Annotated in this window: 19 protein-coding genes; 12 read left to right on the plus strand and 7 right to left on the minus strand. The window is 73.5% G+C overall.

The annotated features are described in order from the left end of the window. Positions 1 to 52: 52 nt before the first annotated feature. The 4 genes from ACZ4D5_RS23410 to ACZ4D5_RS23425 all read left to right on the plus strand — a co-directional run bounded on the left by ACZ4D5_RS23410 (position 53) and on the right by ACZ4D5_RS23425 (position 2,976). A complete protein-coding gene (locus ACZ4D5_RS23410; RefSeq protein WP_467774480.1) occupies positions 53 to 751 on the plus strand; it encodes a response regulator in 699 nt (232 codons plus the stop codon). Beyond that, positions 748 to 1,848 carry a sensor histidine kinase gene (locus tag ACZ4D5_RS23415; protein WP_467774325.1) on the plus strand — a complete coding sequence of 367 codons (1,101 nt, stop codon included), beginning with the start codon at positions 748 to 750 and terminating at the stop codon, positions 1,846 to 1,848. The genes ACZ4D5_RS23410 and ACZ4D5_RS23415 overlap by 4 nt, the downstream gene beginning before the upstream one ends. Positions 1,849 to 2,046: 198 nt before the next feature. After that, positions 2,047 to 2,571, plus strand: coding sequence for a hypothetical protein (locus ACZ4D5_RS23420; protein ID WP_467774326.1), 525 nt, complete (start codon positions 2,047 to 2,049; stop codon positions 2,569 to 2,571). A gap of 51 nt (positions 2,572 to 2,622) precedes the next feature. Beyond that, complete coding sequence (locus ACZ4D5_RS23425) at positions 2,623 to 2,976, plus strand: hypothetical protein (RefSeq protein WP_467774327.1); 354 nt, start codon at positions 2,623 to 2,625, stop codon at positions 2,974 to 2,976. Positions 2,977 to 3,087: 111 nt separating this feature from the next. On the opposite strand, the gene ACZ4D5_RS23430 is transcribed toward ACZ4D5_RS23425, so the two are convergent. Further along, positions 3,088 to 4,509, minus strand: a complete 1,422-nt coding sequence (locus ACZ4D5_RS23430) for an aminopeptidase P family protein (protein WP_467774328.1) — start codon at positions 4,507 to 4,509, stop codon at positions 3,088 to 3,090. A gap of 160 nt (positions 4,510 to 4,669) precedes the next feature. Between ACZ4D5_RS23430 and ACZ4D5_RS23435 the strand changes: the two genes are divergently transcribed. Further along, positions 4,670 to 5,653 (plus strand): LuxR family transcriptional regulator, encoded by a 984-nt coding sequence (locus tag ACZ4D5_RS23435; protein ID WP_467774329.1) that lies wholly within the window; start codon positions 4,670 to 4,672, stop codon positions 5,651 to 5,653. An 824-nt stretch (positions 5,654 to 6,477) separates the two neighbouring features. Here ACZ4D5_RS23435 and cobF read toward each other — a convergent pair. After that, positions 6,478 to 7,332, minus strand: a complete 855-nt coding sequence (cobF, locus tag ACZ4D5_RS23440) for a precorrin-6A synthase (deacetylating) (protein ID WP_467774481.1) — start codon at positions 7,330 to 7,332, stop codon at positions 6,478 to 6,480. Between the two features lie 48 nt (positions 7,333 to 7,380). Further along, positions 7,381 to 7,965 (minus strand): TetR/AcrR family transcriptional regulator, encoded by a 585-nt coding sequence (locus ACZ4D5_RS23445; protein ID WP_467774330.1) that lies wholly within the window; start codon positions 7,963 to 7,965, stop codon positions 7,381 to 7,383. A 571-nt stretch (positions 7,966 to 8,536) separates the two neighbouring features. Between ACZ4D5_RS23445 and ACZ4D5_RS23450 the strand changes: the two genes are divergently transcribed. Beyond that, a complete protein-coding gene (locus ACZ4D5_RS23450; RefSeq protein ID WP_467774331.1) occupies positions 8,537 to 9,328 on the plus strand; it encodes a GntR family transcriptional regulator in 792 nt (263 codons plus the stop codon). A 109-nt stretch (positions 9,329 to 9,437) separates the two neighbouring features. After that, positions 9,438 to 10,208 carry a sulfite exporter TauE/SafE family protein gene (locus ACZ4D5_RS23455; RefSeq protein WP_467774332.1) on the plus strand — a complete coding sequence of 257 codons (771 nt, stop codon included), beginning with the start codon at positions 9,438 to 9,440 and terminating at the stop codon, positions 10,206 to 10,208. Between the two features lie 151 nt (positions 10,209 to 10,359). Here ACZ4D5_RS23455 and ACZ4D5_RS23460 read toward each other — a convergent pair whose 3' ends face one another. The 3 genes from ACZ4D5_RS23460 to ACZ4D5_RS23470 are packed head-to-tail and all read right to left on the minus strand — an operon-like array spanning position 10,360 to position 11,950. After that, a complete protein-coding gene (locus ACZ4D5_RS23460; RefSeq protein WP_467774333.1) occupies positions 10,360 to 10,722 on the minus strand; it encodes an Asp23/Gls24 family envelope stress response protein in 363 nt (120 codons plus the stop codon). Beyond that, complete coding sequence (locus ACZ4D5_RS23465) at positions 10,719 to 11,372, minus strand: Asp23/Gls24 family envelope stress response protein (RefSeq protein WP_467774334.1); 654 nt, start codon at positions 11,370 to 11,372, stop codon at positions 10,719 to 10,721. Before ACZ4D5_RS23465 ends, ACZ4D5_RS23460 begins: the two co-directional genes overlap by 4 nt. Next, on the minus strand, positions 11,363 to 11,950 hold the full coding sequence (locus ACZ4D5_RS23470) for an RNA polymerase sigma factor (protein ID WP_467774335.1): 588 nt from the start codon (positions 11,948 to 11,950) through the stop codon (positions 11,363 to 11,365). The genes ACZ4D5_RS23465 and ACZ4D5_RS23470 overlap by 10 nt, the downstream gene beginning before the upstream one ends. A gap of 220 nt (positions 11,951 to 12,170) precedes the next feature. On the opposite strand from ACZ4D5_RS23470, the gene ACZ4D5_RS23475 reads away from it, so the two are divergent. The 4 genes from ACZ4D5_RS23475 to ACZ4D5_RS23490 are packed head-to-tail and all read left to right on the plus strand — an operon-like array spanning position 12,171 to position 14,499. Then, positions 12,171 to 12,677: an Asp23/Gls24 family envelope stress response protein gene (locus ACZ4D5_RS23475; protein ID WP_467774336.1), complete on the plus strand. Its 507-nt coding sequence runs from the start codon at positions 12,171 to 12,173 to the stop codon at positions 12,675 to 12,677. Positions 12,678 to 12,734: 57 nt separating this feature from the next. Further along, positions 12,735 to 12,920 carry a hypothetical protein gene (locus tag ACZ4D5_RS23480; protein WP_467774337.1) on the plus strand — a complete coding sequence of 62 codons (186 nt, stop codon included), beginning with the start codon at positions 12,735 to 12,737 and terminating at the stop codon, positions 12,918 to 12,920. Then, a complete protein-coding gene (locus ACZ4D5_RS23485) occupies positions 12,917 to 13,915 on the plus strand; it encodes a DUF6286 domain-containing protein (RefSeq protein WP_467774338.1) in 999 nt (332 codons plus the stop codon). Before ACZ4D5_RS23480 ends, ACZ4D5_RS23485 begins: the two co-directional genes overlap by 4 nt. Then, positions 13,915 to 14,499: a hypothetical protein gene (locus ACZ4D5_RS23490; RefSeq protein ID WP_467774339.1), complete on the plus strand. Its 585-nt coding sequence runs from the start codon at positions 13,915 to 13,917 to the stop codon at positions 14,497 to 14,499. The genes ACZ4D5_RS23485 and ACZ4D5_RS23490 overlap by 1 nt, the downstream gene beginning before the upstream one ends. Before the next feature lie 32 nt (positions 14,500 to 14,531). Here ACZ4D5_RS23490 and ACZ4D5_RS23495 read toward each other — a convergent pair whose 3' ends face one another. Beyond that, complete coding sequence (locus ACZ4D5_RS23495; protein ID WP_467774340.1) at positions 14,532 to 15,050, minus strand: hypothetical protein; 519 nt, start codon at positions 15,048 to 15,050, stop codon at positions 14,532 to 14,534. 173 nt (positions 15,051 to 15,223) lie between these two features. Here ACZ4D5_RS23495 and ACZ4D5_RS23500 point away from each other — a divergent pair, with 173 nt between their 5' ends. Continuing rightward, complete coding sequence (locus tag ACZ4D5_RS23500; RefSeq protein ID WP_467774341.1) at positions 15,224 to 16,318, plus strand: baeRF3 domain-containing protein; 1,095 nt, start codon at positions 15,224 to 15,226, stop codon at positions 16,316 to 16,318. Positions 16,319 to 16,403 lie beyond the last annotated feature (85 nt).

A 16,403-nucleotide genomic window follows, 5' to 3' on the forward strand; every position in this document is an offset into this window, starting at 1 on the left:
GTCCGGGTTCGATGGGGGGCCGACCGAAGTGAGCGGATCTGCCGTACGCGTGATGGTGGTGGACGACGAGATTCTGGTGAGGGAGGGACTGCGGCGCATTCTGGAGACCTTCGACGGTCTCGACGTGGTCGCGGTGTGCTCCGGTCCCGAGGCCGCCGAGCAGGCCGTGCGGCACCGGCCGGACGTGGTGCTGCTCGACCTGCGGATGCCCGACCGGGACGGCCTGACGGTCCTCGCCGATCTGCGGTCGCTCGCCACACCGCCCGCCGTCGCCCTGCTCACCACGTTCGACGCCGAGGAGCACCTGGACGCCGCACTGCGCGGCGGCGCCACGGGCTTTCTGCTCAAGGACACCCCACCGGCCCAACTGGAGTACGCGGTCAAGGAGTTGGCCCGCGGCGGCAGCGTGCTGGCGCCCCGGCTCGCGCGGACGGTCGTGCGTCACTACGCGGATTCCGCGGCGCGGGACGCGGGATCCCCTCCCCCTCGTACGCCGCTGTCCGGGCCCGAGCCGACGGGACCCGAGCTCACCGACCGTGAACGCGACGTGCTCGCGCTGGTCGCCGAAGGGCTCTCCAACACCGAGATCGGGCAGCGGCTCTTCATCGGCACCACCACGGTCAAGGACCACGTCAGCGCCCTCCTGGTGAAGTTCGGGGTCGCCAACCGCGTCCAGGCCGCCGTGCACGCGCACCGGCTCGGCCTGGTGCCCGCGGACCCGGTCGTCGTCGGCGGCGCCGCGAGACGATGAGGGTCGACCGCCGCACCGCCGAGCGCGGGGTCGCGCTGCTGGCCTGCGCCGAACTGCTCACCGTCGCCGGGACCTTCGACGCCCTGGGCCTCACCGTCTGCTCGACGGCGCTGCTCGCGCTGCCGATGCGCCACCGGTTCCCGCTGAGCACCCTGGCCGTGACGCTGCCCGCCACCGTCACCGAGTACCTGTGGCTGCCCGCCGTCCTCGCCATGTTCGTGGTGGCCTGCCGAGCCTCGCCCCGGGTGCTCTGGGGCTGCGGCGTGCCGCTGTTCGTCGCCGCGCTGGTGCCCTGGCCGCCGGGCGCGCTCCTGGACCACTCCCGGCCCGAGGTCCTCACGATGGTCGAGGGGGCCGGGCTGCTCACCCTCGGCCCGATCGTGCTCGGGCTGCTCGTGAGGACCCGCGACGAGCTCCGACACCGCCTCGCGGACCTGGCGGCCACCCAGCACCGCGAGCAGTGGCTGGAGTCCCAGCGCGCGGTGACCCGCGAACGCGCCCGCCTCGCCCGCGACATGCACGACACCGTCTCGCACCACGTCGGCATCATCGCCGTCCAGTCCGGCGCTCTCAGCGCCACCGAACGCGACAGCGAGCGGCGGGCGGACATCGACGTCGTGCGCGAGCACAGCGTGCGGGCGCTGGAGGAGCTGCGGAACATGGTCGGCGTGCTGCGCGGCGCCGACCCCGCGGCGGCGGCCGCGGTCAGCAGGACCCGTCTGACGGATCTGCACGGGCTCACCGCCGAGAGCCTCCTCGACGTCGGCGTGCACATCGCCGTGGCGCCGGGCGCCAGTTGGGACCCCGCGCTGGAGGCGGCCGCCTTCCGCATCGTGCAGGAGGCGCTCAACAACGTACGCAAGCACGCCCCCGGGGCGCCGGTCCAGGTGTCCGTCCTGGCGCCGGAGGGGCAGGACCTGCTCGTGGTGGAGATCAACAACGGACCGCCCGGGACCGACCTGCCCGCGCCCGTCCTGCCGGCCGGCGGCCACGGGCTCACCGGACTGCGCGAGCGCGCCGCCCTCGTCGGCGGTCGCGTCGCCGCGCACCCCACCGCGGACGGCGGCTTCACCGTCCGCGCCGAGCTGCCGCTGTGAACTCCCGCCCCTTCCCCTCCACCTGGAGGGGGCCGGTGGACGGTACCGGCCGACCGGGTGCCGAGGACAGCATGGTCCCCGGCCGGAACGCCCGCGACCTGCGGCGTCGGCCACCCGGCGGCGGTCCGCCACAGGACCGCCGCGAGAACCGAGACGACGCCGCCCGTACCACGGAGCGGCAGGGGGAGAACCCACGTGATGTCGACACAGCAGCGCCCCATGATCCGCCGTGCCTCGCTGGTGGGCGTGGCCGCGCTCACCGCGGGCGCCCTGTTCGCGGGCGCCGCCCCGGCCCTGGCCGCCCACGCCGCCGAGACCCGCGCCGCCTCGGCCTCGGCCTCGGAGGAGATCCCCGAGATCACCGCCGAGCAGCTGCGGTTCATCGAGGACGGCATGGGTCCCGAGGCCATGGCGGAGCTCAACAACGCCATGAGCGGGGGCGGCGAAGACGGCGAGATCCGTCCGCGGGCGTTCCCCATCGCCGCCGTGGCCATCGGTGCCGCCGCCTGGTGTGCCAAGGGCGCCGTCGCCAGCATCCCCACGTCGGTGCTGAGCGACGTCGCCGACGGCAAGTTCTCCGGCAAGGGCACCTACGTCAAGAACGCCATCGTCGGCTGCCTCGGCGGCGAGATCGGCGGCGTCGTCTGGAAGTTCCTGCCCGGCTGGGTCAAGAACAAGGCCGTCTCCATGGTGGCCGCCTTCATCATCAAGTACATCCGCTAGACACTGAGTACGACCAAGTACATCCGCTAGGCATTCGGGGCCCGCTCACTCATGGCGTACGTCTTCATCCTCTGCTGCTTCGTCCTGCTGTCCGTGGTCACCCTGCTGGCCGCCCGCGTCGGCCACCGCGGGGAGGTCTGCGACCGCGGCGTCGGCTACGAAGTGCCGGATGAGGTCAAGCGCGACCCCGTGCTGCGCGAGAAGGCCAACCGCCTGGTCGCGCACTGGTGCACGGGGGCGGCGATCCTCAGCCTCGCCCCGCTGATCCCGGTCGGCAACGTCCTGTTCGCCGGCGACGGGCGGACCATCGGCACCGGCGGGCTGATCGCCGTCGCGGTCTACGGACTGATCGTGGTGGTCGTCGCGGGTTATCCGTTCGAGAAGATCAAGCACCTGGGCCGCTGAGCTCCCGTGTCTCACCCGGGGTGCTGAGCCCCGTACCCGGTGCCCCTGTGTCCCGGCCCCTCACTTGGGCCGGGACACAGGCATGAGCCGCCGCCACTCGGGCAGTCGTGCTCAGCCCGCGAACCGGGCCATCCACGCCTCGACCTCGTCCGCGGACCGCGGCAGCCCCGCCGACAGGTTCTCGTGGCCGTCGGCGGTGACGAGCAGGTCGTCCTCGATGCGGACGCCGATGCCGCGCCACTCCTCGGGCACCGTGAGGTCGTCGGGCTGGAAGTACAGGCCGGGCTCGACGGTCAGGCACATGCCCGGCTCAAGGACGCCGTCCACGTATCCCTCGTTCCTGGCCCGCGCGCAGTCGTGGACGTCCAGGCCCAGCATGTGGCCGGTGCCCGCCATGGTGAAGCGGCGCTGCAGACCGAGTTCGTAGGCACGCTCGGCCGGTCCCTCGATGAAGCCCCACTCGACGAGGCGGGCCGCCAGGTGGCGCTGGGCCGCCTCGTGGAAGTCGCTGTACGCGGCGCCCGGCTTGACGGCGGCGAAGCCCGCCTGCTGTGCCTCGTACACCGCGTCGTACACCGTGCGCTGCAGGGGCGTGAAGGTGCCGCTGATCGGCAGGGTGCGGGTGACGTCGGCGGTGTAGAGGCTGCGCGTCTCCACGCCGGCGTCGAGCAGGAGCAGGTCCCCGGGGCGCACGGGACCGTCGTTGTCCGTCCAGTGCATGATCGTGGCGTGCTCGCCCGCAGCGCAGATCGAGCCGTAGCCGACGGCGTTGCCCTCCAGGCGCGCACGGCGGAAGAACGTGCCCTCGATCCACCGCTCGGACGAGGCGACGGCCCCGGAGAGCTCGCTGATCACATCGGTGAATCCGCGCACCGTGGAGTCCACGGCCTTGCGCAACTCCCCGATCTCCCAGTCGTCCTTGACCAGGCGGAGGTCGCTGAGGGCCTCCTCCAGTTCGGCGTCGCGCTCCTCGTCGGTGGCGACGGCGGCCTCCAGGGCCGGGTCGACGCCGCGGACGATCCGGGTGGGCGCACCGGACGCGGAGACCGAGGCGGCCAGGTCGGCGGCGGCCGTGCGGACGTCGCGGCAGGCGAGCCCGAGCACGCGCTCCGACTCGGCGAGCGAGCGGCGCCGGCCCATCCAGAGCTCCGCGTGGGGGCCGGTCCAGAACTCGTCGTCGTCCCTGCTGTCGCGCGGCAGCTGGTAGCAGTACGCCTCGTGGCCGCCGTCGGCCAGCGGTTCGAGCACGAGCGCGCCGTCACGGGCCTGGTCCCCGGTCATGTGCACATAGCCCGAGTACGGCCGGAACGGGTAGGTGTCGTCGTTCGAGCGGACCTTGAGGTTTCCCGAGGGGATCACGAGGCGCTCGCCCGGGAAGCGCGCGGAGAGCGCGGCGCGGCGCCGGGCCGCGTGCGGTGCCTGCTCGTCGAGGGTCAGGTCGTGCCGCTCGGTGTCGGCCCACCCGGTCCGCATGAGCGCGGACAGTTCATCGGAGATCCCTGCGTAGAGACCGTTCTTCCGGCCTTTCGCCACGGCGTACACCTTCCTCTGGGTACCTGCGCGGGTGCTTTCGCCGCCGTCGGTCGTGGGCGGCTTCCGGAAACTATCCCCGGCAGCACCCGCATGGGGCCAGGAAGTGTCAGTGGCACTGATCGGCCAAAGGCCCCGCCCCGCGCCGTCGATAATGCCGACCATGACGAACGCGAAACTCGGCGAGGCCCTGCGGTTCCTGGGGCTCGCCCCCGCGGCGGCCCGGGTCTATCTGGCCCTGCTCGACCTGGCGCCCGCCCCCCTGAGCGCGATGGGCCCGGCGGCGGGCCTCGACGGCGCGGAGCTCGCCACCGCGTACGGCGCGCTGGTCGACGCCGGTCTGGCCGGCGCCGCCGAGGACGGCGGGGACGTGGTGGCTCCGGTGCCGCCCACCGCGGGCCTGGAGATCCTCGCGCGGCACCGGGCGGCCGAAGTGGAGGAGGCACGCATCGCCGTCGGGGGCGCGTTCGAGTCGTTCCGGCGTCAGCGGCTCGCCGCGTACAACGACGATCTCGTCGAGGTCGTGACCGGCGAGGCCGTCGGCCCCAGGATCCGTCAGGCGTGGGCGAGCGCCCGCGAGCAGATCCGGCAGCTGGAGTCACCGCCGTACGTCATCCTGCCCGGCGCCACGGACGACGCGCTGGCCACGCTCGCCCGCGGGGTGACGCAGCGCGTCGTGTACTCACGGGAGTCGCTGGAGCACCCGGGCCGTCTCCGCGACGCCATCGAGCCGGTCGTCAACGCCGGTGAACAGGCCAGGGTGCTGCCGTCCGTGCCGGTCAAGCTCGTGATCATCGACGAGGCGTACGCGCTGGTGTCCCTGTCCATCAAGGAGGCCGACGTGCACAACACGATGCTGGTCGTGCAGCCGTGCGGCCTGCTCTCCGCGCTCATCGCGCTGTTCGAGCAGTCGTGGCACAACGCCCTGCCGCTCCACGGCGGCACCACCCGCCCCGGCGGTCTGCCGCCCGGGGACCGACGCCTGCTGTGGCTCCTCGCGGGCGGCGCGAACGACGACGTCATCGCCCGCGAACTGGGCATCAGCCGCCGCACGCTCTTCCGCCGCCTCCAGGTCCTGATGGCCCGCCTGGGCGCGGCGAACCGCTTCCAGATGGCTCTGCAGGCGCAGCGCAATGGCTGGCTTTGATCGGGTGGGGCCTGGCGTGCCTGCCTCCGTGGTACTCAGACTCGTTTGAGGGATCCCGCGCGAGCCGGCGCACTCCTACGCTGACCGGCAGAACACCCGTTGTCGCACCGGCCCTTGTCCCGGCCCTTGTCGGCCGAGGATGTACGCGTCGTTCGTTCGGCCCCGTGCCCCCGGGCCCGGGCACATCCCAGGGCCATGCGTATTCCAGGGCCGTCCGGACGGGCCGGAGCCGCACCACAGGCAGCACGGCTCCGGCCCTTCGTCCTCCCGGCCTGTTCCACGACCGGGGCGAACTCCCGCGTGCTCCGGAGCTGGTGAGGACGAGTGACACGGGGTCCCCCGCGCAGGGGAGCCGCGGCAGCCCCGTGCGCCGATGCGGTCGCCACTGGCCAGGGCCCGCCCTTCAGCGGCGACCGCGTTGAGCATCCGCCCTGTTCCCGGACCACAGAGCGGTCGCCGTCGGGGGCTCTGCCCGCGCCGACGGCGACCGCGTCCGGGCGCGAGGGTGCCCGGCTCCCCTCCCTGGCACCAGCGCGCAACCGCCCCCGGCGGCGGCCGGTCCGCGGGAACCATCCCGGCCGCCGGCCACGAGGGCGGAAGCCGGGGCCGCGTGTCGGCGTGTCGCACGGCCCCGGCCGCCTGAACTCCCGCAGCCCGCACGACAGATGCGGTGGTACGGGTCGAGCGACCGCTGCGCGGGGGCCAGGCGCATCGGCAAGTGATCCAACTCCCCCTGCGGGGAGCATATGCAGCGTGGGCCGCCGAGTTGAAGAGCGCACCCCGCGCCGGGACGGGTTTGCGCCACTTGGGCAGGTGGCGCGAGGTCAGCCTCCTTTCACCTGGGCCCCGCCGACCCCCTGATCCATGATCCGCAGCAGATACGTGTCCATGATCCAGCCGTGCCGCGTCCGCGCCTCCGCCCTCAACTGACGGATACGGTCGGAGACTTCCCGCAGGGGACCCGCGACCAGCAGCTCGTCGGGGGTCCCCAGGTAGGCGCCCCAGTAGATCCAGACGTCGTCCCCCTCGAACTGCGTGAACGACTCGTGCGCGTCCAGCATGACGACGATGTCCCCGTCGTCGTTCTGACCCACCTCGGGCAGACGGCGGGCCGGAGTGATGTGCACCGGACGGCCGACCTGGTTCAGCGGAATGCGGTGCCGTGCGGCCAGCGTCGAGACGCTGGTGATCCCGGGGACGACCTCGACGGTCGCGGTGACGGAGCCGCGCGCCTCGATGTCGGAGAGGATCCCGAGGGTGCTGTCGTACAGCGACGGGTCGCCCCACACGAGGAACGCCCCCGTCTCGCCTGCCGTCATCTCGTCGCGCATCAGCCCCTCGAAGAGGTCCGCGCGGCGGGCCCGCCAGTCCTGGACGGTGGAGGTGTAGTCGGCGCGGTCCATGGGCCCGCGGGCCCGGCTCGGGTCCTCGACCTCCACGACGCGGTACGGCGCCCGCGCGTGCTCGTCCAGCATGCGGTGGCGCAGGTCCGTCAGGGCGGACTTGTCGGCCCCCTTGCCGACGACGAAGAAGACATCGGCACGGCGCATGGCCTTCACGGCGCCGAGGGTCAGATGGTCCGGATCCCCCGCTCCGATGCCGATGACGAGAATCGTGCGGTGTTCAGGGCCTATGGAGTGCGTGGCCGTGCACTTCGTGGTCGTGGCCTGCGTACTCATGGAGGACTGCGTGCTCATGGACTGCGTGCTCATGGAGTGCAGTCTCGGTCAGCGGTACTCGGCGATCAACGTCCGGGCCATCGCCTGCGCTCGGCGGGCCGCGTCGATGTCCCCTTCGGCCGCCGAGATGATCGATCCCTTCATCAGGATGTGCCAGGAGCGGGCGAACGAGTCGGCGTCGCGCAGGCCCGCCTCCTCGGCCATGGCGCGTACGCAGGAGCGGATGTTCTCCAGATACGCGATGCTCGCCCGCCCCAGTGGATGATCCGAACGCATCTCCAGCAGGACGTTGACGAACGTGCAGGCGTCGAAGTCCTCGCCGTGGAACCACTCGTCGAACACGTCGAAGATGGCGAGCAGTTGCTCCTCCGGCGTCCGTCCCCGCTGCCGCGCCCCCGCCATGACCATTCCCAGCGTCCACGTCTGCTCGCGGCGCGCGAGGAACGCGAGGGCCAGCTCGTCCTTGGACCGAAAGTGCCGGTAGAGGGTCGCCTTCGCCACCCCTGAACGCACGATGACCTCCTCGATTCCGACGTCACGGATACCGCGTCGTGCGAAGAGCTCATAAGCAGCGGTCAGTATGCGTTCGCGTGCAGGAAGCTGACGTGCCGTCCGCCGGTGGTTCTTGTCCATAACCGTCCAGAATATTCCTGGACAGGGTTGTCGTCCGCTGCCATCGTGAGGATGCACCGCCAGAGACAGACCGGTCTTTCTTGTACGGGCAACACCCCTTGTCCACCCGGAGAACGGCGGCACCCCCAGTCCCACACACGCACCATCACAGGCTCCCGGTGTAGAGCAGTGTCCGGCGGGGCGGCGGCTGCGGGAGAGCCCGACCGCCCAGGCCACCACCGGGAAGCGCCCGACGAGTGAGGCAGCACGCTCCCTGGAGCTCCCCCCTCCCGGCGAGCCGTCTCACCTCACCCGTCGGGCACACCCGGCCACTCCCCCTCCAGACGGCACGGCGGGCTTCCATGGCGGCGTACGCGAAGGTCGGGCCCCGGCGTGACCGGGGCCCTGCCCGCCCGCGCCCGGCGCAACCCGGTGCACGCCGCGTGAAACCCCTGATCAGAAGAGTCCACAGGTCACGACAGGTGGCGTAACTCCGGCGAAACACCGTCCGGCGCGGCTCTGGAGTAGCTTCCGAGGGGCGTGAGGATCCGTGCGGCCCCGTGGAGGGAGGAGTGAGGGAGGAGTGTCGGCCATGAGCGAGGAGAGCGGAGCGGGCCCGGCGGACCGCCCTGCCCGAGCCGCCCGCCCCCGGCCTCGCCCGCGCGCCGAGCGGGCCCGGCAGGTCGCCGACGTCCTGCGCCAACGGATCACCGCGGGCGCCTTCGCCGACGGCGTGCTGCCCGACGAGCGCGTCCTCGTCCGGTCCTTCGGCGCCACGCGCAACGTGGTCCGCGAAGCCCTCGGGCTGCTGCGGGACGAGGGCCTGATCATCCGCCGTCGGGGCATCGGCACCCTCGTCACGACACCCAAGTTCGGGCACGGTCTGCACCGGCTCACCGGACTCGCCGAGACCCTGACCGGATACGGCACCCTCACCAACGAGGTGCGCGCCGCGCGCGTCGTGGCACACGCGCCCCAGGTGATCACGGAGCGGCTCGCCCTGCCCGACGGCAGCCCCGCCGTGTACGTGGAGCGGCTGCGCCGCCTGGACGGCAGGCCGCTGTCCCTGGACACGACGTGGCTGGCGCCGGACATCGGACGGCCGCTGCTCGCCTGCGACTTGGCGGGCCGCGACGTGTTCGACCTGATCGAGGAGACCACCGGCAGCCGGCTGGGCGCGGCAGATGTGACCGTCCACGCCGTCACGGCCGAACCGGACACCGCCCACCTCCTGGGCATCGCCGAAGGGGCCCCGCTCTTCGCCATCGACCGCCTGACCACGCTGGCCGACGGCAGGCCCGTGGACGCCGAGACGCTCCGCGTGCGCGCGGACCGCCTCGCGCTACGGGCCCGGCTGCACCGCGACGGGGCAGGCAACGCCTGACACACCTGCCGGGGCAGGGCGCCCCTGCCCCGATCCACGTGTACCGCCCACCCCAACCCCCCTGTTCGGCACACCTGTTGACCCACCATCACCTCTCGGAGGCTGCGCCATGCCCGCGGGACTCGACGTCCTCACCCTCGCTCTGCTCGCCCTCTTCGGGCTCGCCGGAGGCATCGGCATCACCGCGGTCGGCCCTGGCGGGGTGCTGCCCACCATCGGGATGTTCCTGCTGACCGGCCTCGCGCCGCCGGTCGTCGGCGGCACCGCGATCGCCACCCACGTCGCGACCGGCGCCCTCGGCACCGCCGCCTACACGCGCTCCGGGCAGCTCAAGGACCCGGCCACCCGACGCGTGGCCGCCCTCCTTGCCGCGGCCGCGCTCGTCGCGACTCCGCTGGGCGTACTGCTCAACACCCGTGTCTCAGGGCGGGCGTTCGGGGTGCTGCTGGCCTGCGCCGTCGCCGTGACGGGTGTCCTGGTGCTGCTGCGGGAGCGCCGCGAAGGCCCCACGAAGGCACCGGCCCCGCTCCCGACGGCGCGGGCCGTGGCCGTGGGCGCCTCCGTGGCGGTGGCGGCGGGACTGTTCGGGCTCGGCGGGCCTCTGCTCGGCGTCCCGCTGCTCGTGGCGTGCGGAATGCCGCTCCTCCCAGCCCTCGGCGCGGCGCAGGCGCAGTCCGTGGTGATCGCGGGAGTGGGCACGGTCGCGTACGCGTTCAACGGCTCGGTCGACTGGACACTCGCGGCAGTCGTCGGCGTCCCGGAACTGATCGGAGTGCTCATCGGCTGGCACATCGCCCACGCGGTCCCGGCCGAACGACTCAGGTACGCGCTCGTCGGCGCGCTGCTCCTCATCGCGCCGTACCTGGCACTCCACGGCTGAGGCGGCGGGGCGAGGCGGGGCGCGTACGCAGGCCACGGCCGACGCCCCGCGGCGGCCACCGCCCGACCGAGGGGCGGCACACGGCTCAGCGGCCGTCGGCCCGGCAGATCGGTAGATCAGCCGTCGAGCGTCACAGACGTCTCGGGGCGCCTCACACCCGCCCGGTCACCGTCACCGAGACCCTGGGCGGCGTCGGATCGCCCGTGAGTTTCCGCAAGGTCGTGGCGACCGTCGCGCGGATCTCACGGGTGACCGCAGCGGCCTGGCAGTCGCGGTGCAGGACGACTTGGACGTCGACCTGCCACCCCTCGGCACCGCTGCCCCGCGTGATCCGCACTCCTGAGGAGCGTGCGGCGCCGCCGGTGTCGGCGGGCCGCCCCCACGCCTTCGTCAGCGGGTTCGCGGCACGCAGGAGCTCGGCGATGCCCGGGCGGAGCAGGGCCACGCCGGGTGTGGCGAGCACCGCGTCGCCGATGGCGTCGATCAGGTCACCGGAGGCGATGTGGTCCGTCACGGCTGCCTCACCTCCATGCTGTCGTCGTCGATGATGTCGGCGATCGTCACGTCGACGGTCGCGACCCGCATGCCCAGCTCGGCGTCCACGGCCGCGAGGACCCGCTGCCGGACCTTCTCCGCGACCTCCTGGAGATTCCAGGTGAGGCCGACTTCCACGGCCACGCGGATGCGCACCGGGTCCCGCGGCCGGTGTCCCGCGCCGGAAGGCGCGGAACCGTCACGGGGACGGCTCTCGATGCGGCAGCTGCCCGCCCGTACGCCCGTCAAGGACTCGGCGGCGGCGCGGACGGTTCTCGCCGCCGCGGCCTCCACGACCCAGGCGTCCTCGTCCTCCTCGCCCAGCGGAAGCGTCCGGCCAGGCCTCAGTTCGAGGCGCACTATGTCCATGACGCGGCCGACGAGCCCGGAAGCGTCCGGCTCCGGTTCCCGTGGTTCCGCCTCGCGGACGGCGGAGACCGCGTCCTCCAGGCTCCGCAGCCTGCTCAGGGCCTCGGCGCAGTGCGGGCACGTGTCGGCGTGCGCATCGGCCTCGCCTGCTTCCCAGTGCTCCCACACACTCCACAACTCGCGTCCGCAGGGCAGCAGTTCGTCCTGCGCCTGCTCCTCCTGGGGCAGGCCATCCGCTCCGTTCCCCTCGTTCACCGCCATGCGGACATCGCCTCCGTGAGATAACGCCGTGCCCGGAAGACCCGGCCCCGTACCGCCTCCGGGCTGATGCCGACGGTCTCCGCGATGGATTCGTAGGGCAGGCCGTTCAACTCCCGCAGCACCCAGCACACGCGCTGCTCCGGGGACAGTCCCTCCATCGCCTTGGTCAGGTCCGCCACCGCGGCGTGCGCCTCGGCCACCCTGGCGGGAGACACCGCGTGCTCGGGGGCCTGCGGCTCGGGCACCCCCTCCAGGTCGACGGCGGGCCGACGTGAGCGCAGCACGTTCAGGCACCGGTTCGTGACGATCCGGTGCATCCACGTGCCGAACTGCGCGTCCCCGCGGAACTCCGGCATCTTGCGCCAGGCGCTCACGAAGGATTCCTGCACCGCGTCCTCAGCCTCCGTCCGACTCCCCAGCAGCCTCGTCGCGAGCCGCAGCAGTCCCGGCGCATGGCGGCGCACGAGCGTCTCGAAGGCCTCTTCGTCGCCTTCCGCGGCTCGCACCGCCAGCAATCCGTCGTCGCGCCGCACGGACTCGTCCGCTTCTCCCGGCGCTCTGTCCCGGTCCCCGGGCACACGCGGCTCCTCTCGCTCAGGTCCTTCTCGTACGACACCTGGAAGGCCGCCCGCGTTACGCGGCGCGGGCACGGTACCCGTCGGCCGAGGAAATTCCTCCGAAGCGCGTAACGAAGGCCGGATGCCGGTGTCGGACAAGTGCGGGGCCGGGGCACCCGCACGGAGCGCTCGCGACGGCGAGCGGACGACGACAGACCTCTGACGACGAGGAGATGCCGGTATGGCGACGCAGGAGATCACTTCGAAGGCGACCACGTCCGGTGACACCGGCGCGACGCACGGCGGTGTGCCGGGCAGCACCACCCTGGCCGGCGGCACCGGGGTCACCGAGCCCGCCGCCACCCGCGGAAAGACGTCCATCGCCGACGTGGTGGTCGTGAAGATCGCCGGGATGGCGGCGCGGGAGATCCCGGGTGTGTACGACATGGGCGGCGGTCTCTCGCGCACCATCGGGGCGGTCCGCGACCGCGTCCCCGGCGGGCGGCCCAACGTCGGGCGGGGCGTGAAGGTCGAGGTCGGCGAGCGGCAGACGGCGATCGACCTCGACATCGTCGTCGAGTACGGCGTGCCCATCACCGACGTGGCCCACGACGTGCGCGAGAACGTCGTCTCGGCGGTGGAGCGCATCACCGGCCTCGAGGTCGTCGAGGTCAACGTCGCGGTCAACGACGTACGCCTCCCCGACGACGACACCGCGGAGTCCGGCGGCGAGACGCGCGTGGAGTAGCACCCGCCCGGTCGCGGGTCCGGCACTGATGTCTCCTTCTGTGGTGTGAGGTGAGTGGTGAGCACAGCTCTGGTAGGCCTGATCGCCGGAATGGCCCTGGGGTTCGCCGGCTGGTTCGGCGGCTTCGGCGCCTTCCTGCTGGTCGCCGCGCTCGGCGCGGTCGGCTTCGTCGTGGGACGCCTCGTCGACGACGGCACGGACATACGGGGGTTCCTCGCCGGCCGTGACCGGGAGCGCCGATGAGCACGCCCGCGGCGGAGCGCGGCTCGACCAGGATCGCCGACCGCGCGGTCCGGCGCATCGCCGAACGCGCCGCCACGGAGGCGCTGCCGCCCGGCGAGGTCCGGACCACGGGGAGCGCGGCGGCCGTGCGCGGCCGCCGCGCGCGGGTGGACGTCACCGTGTCGCTCCCCTACCCCGCGGTCCTCGACGACGCAGGCGAGAAGGTGCGCGCGCACGTCGCCGACCGGACGGCCCGCCTGACCGGACTCGCCGTGCCGTCCGCGCGCGTGCGCGTGCGGGAGCTGTCGCGGCGGGACGAGGAGGAGCCGCTCGGCACGGAACGGGCCTCGGCGGGGACGGCGCCCGCGCAAGGGCGGGCCGGTGCGCGCCGCCGGTGGTCCCAACGCCGCCTGCCCGTCGCGGTGTTGCTTCTCGGCGCCGCCGCGGTCTGCGGCCTGTTCCTGTACGACGTCCTTGCCGTGCACGCGGCCGGGCGGCCGTCCGCCCGCTGGCGCACCCGGCTCATGGAATGGCTTTCCACGCACGGTCCCGACACCGGGGTGTGGCCCGGCGTGGCGCTGGCGGCGGCCGTGTTCGCTCTCGGTGTGTGGCTTCTCGTGCTCGCCGTCACACCGGGCGTCCGGCGCAGGCTGCCCATGTCGCCGCCGCTGCCCGGAGTGCGCGCGACCCTGGATCGCCGGGCCGCCGCGGACGCGATGCGCGACGCCGTGGTCGAGGTGGTCGGCGTCGGCCGGGTCCAGGTCCGTGTCGGGCGGCGCACGGCGCGGGTGCGTGCCGGACTGGAGTTCGGCGATGTGGATGCCGCGCGCAGGGCGGTGACGAAGGCAGCGGAGGCGGCGGCCGACGGGCTCGGCCTGGCCCGGCCGCCGCGGCTGCGCCTCCGTCTGCGCACGGAACCGGCGTGGCGCGCCCCCGCGCACCCTCCGCCGGGCACCGGTCCGGCCGCAGGTCCGGCCCCGCGGGCCGGTGAATCGGCACAGAGGAGCACTCCCTGATGAGCCGACTCCGCGGCACCGTGAATCGCGCGACTCTTCTCTGCGCGGCGGCGGTCCTACTGCTTTCGGCGGCCGTTCTGGCCTCGGCGACCGCCCTTGTCCGTGACCGCCTGCCGTCGGGCTGGCCCCGGATCGGCGCCGACCGCGTGTGGCTCGACCAGCAGACGGTCAGCGGCTGGCGCGCCCACGCGTGGTGGCCGCCCGTCGTGAGCACCGGGCTGGCCCTGCTCGTCGTCCTGCTGGCGTCCTGGGCGCTGCTCCAGCTCAGGTCGGGGCGGCTGCGCGAGCTCCCCCTGGGGCAGCCCGGCGTCACCCTGACCGGCGCCGCCCTGGCCTCCGCCATGGCCGACCGCGCCCGCACGATCGACGGCGTCGCCCGCGCCCACGTACGCCTGCTCGGGCGCCCCCGGCGGCTCCGTGCCCGCATCACGCTGGTCCTGGATCCCGGCAGCTCGCCGGAGGCGGTGCTGCGCCGTCTCGCCCAGGGCACCATCGCCGAGGCGCGAGCGGCGACGGCACCGCGCACGCTGGCCGCGGACGTCCGCATCACCACCCGGACCCACCGGGCTCGACGCCTCCGCTGAGGCCCAACCGCCCACGTTCCGGGCGCGTTTCGCTACGGGGTGTGCCGCTCCGAACCGCTGGTGATCCACTCGGCCACGGCCGCGGCGGCCTCGGCAGGACCGCGGCCCGTGGTGGTGAACTCCCGGTCCACCGAGGCCCGGAGCTCCGCCGCGTCCCGGATCGACTCCTCGATCTCGTCGGGCGCCCGGCCACGGGCGGCGAGGCGGGCACGGCGGTCCGCGTCGGCGCAGTCGAGGCGCGCCCAGGCGGCCCGCGCCGGGTCCACGGTGTCCGCGGCCGCGCTCGCCCATTCGCCGGGCGTCAGGGGGCACAGGACCAGCACCGGCCTGCCCGCCCTGAGCATCATGTGCGCGATCTTCACCCAGAGCCTGTTGTAGGCGGGCCACACGGGGGCGGCCGAGGGCGAGGTGATGTCGACGCCCATCAGGCTGCCGTCGGGCTCCGGCAGCTCGTCGAAGTCGACGGTGCCGAACGGATACGCCCCCAAGTGCCGCAGGAGCGTGGACTTTCCGGCGCCCGGAGCGCCCGTGACGACGTACAGCTTCGACACAACCCGCCCCGCTCCGGTTCTCGGTGGTGTTCCGGCAGACCCACGGCACTCTACGGGCGTGAACCGGGAGCGCTGGTCGCGGGAAGCACGGGGAGCCGGCCGGCGCCGACTCGCAGACAGGTGCGTCAGGCACCAGCATGGGCTCATCGGGAACTCTGCGGAAAGGCCCTTCCATGCACCCCGCGCTCAGCACCGACGTACTCGCCATGCTGCGGCAGCCCCGCACCTTTCCTGCCGTCTCGCTCCTCATGCCGACGCACCGTCGCGAGCCGGACAACGCCCAGGATCCGGTGCGCCTGCGCAATCTCCTGGCCAGGGCGGAGAAGGCCCTCCAGAACGACCCGGCCGTGCCCGGTGAGCGGCGTACGGACGTGCTGCGCCGGCTGGAGCAGGCGGCCGCCGAGATCGACCTCGCCCATGCGGAAGAGGGGCTGGTGATCTACGCCGCCCCGGGCGAGCACCACGTGTGGACCGTGGGGCGGACGGTCCCGGAGCGCGTGGTCGTCGCCGACACCTTCCTCACCCGCAACCTCGTCGCCGCCCAGGCCGCCGAGCAGCCCTACTGGGCGCTGGCCGTGGCGGCCGACCGGGTGTCGCTGTGGAGCGGCGGGCCGGAGCGGGCCGTCGAACACGTGGAGGACGGCTTCCCGCTGACGCGGAGCCTGGAGGACCCGGACGCGGAGCGCAAGGAACGCATCGGGGACCTGCCGAGCACCTTCCAGGACGAGGACACCCGCGCCTTCTTCCGCCAGGCCCACCAGGCACTGCGCGCCGTCCTCGCCGCCACGCCCCGGCCGCTGTACGTGATCGGCGACGCGCCCGCGCTCGCCCTGCTCGCGGAGACCGGCCTGCTGGAGCAGGGCGCGCCGGCCGTCGAGCGCGGCGGGCTCGCGCAGGGACCGGCCGAAGCGGTGCGCCAGGCCGTCGAGCCCGTGCGTCGCGCCCGGGACGAGGAGCTGGCGACCGCCGTGGCCGCGGAGTTGGACGCGGCACAGGGGCGGCATGCGTTCGCGGGCGGTCTGGACGAGGTGTGGCGCGCGGCGAAGGAGGGCCGGATCCGTCTCCTGGCGGTCGAGGACCACTACCGCGCCGTCGTCCGGGACTACGGCGACCACCTGGAACCCGCGGACCCATCCGACCCGGACGCCCGCGACGACATCGTGGACGAGATCGTCGAACAGGCCCTGGAGACCGGTGCCGAGGTCCGGTTCGTCGGCGACGACACCCTGGCGGGGTCGGGCCGCATCGCCGCCGTGCTGCGCTTCTGACCCGCCCTCACCAGGCAGGGCACCGGCTCACCCGGCAGGGCACCGGCCGCGCCCGCCGCCGTGTCGGGGGGGGGCACCGGCCGAG

Source organism: Streptomyces sp. NPDC025651 (assembly GCF_055558735.1).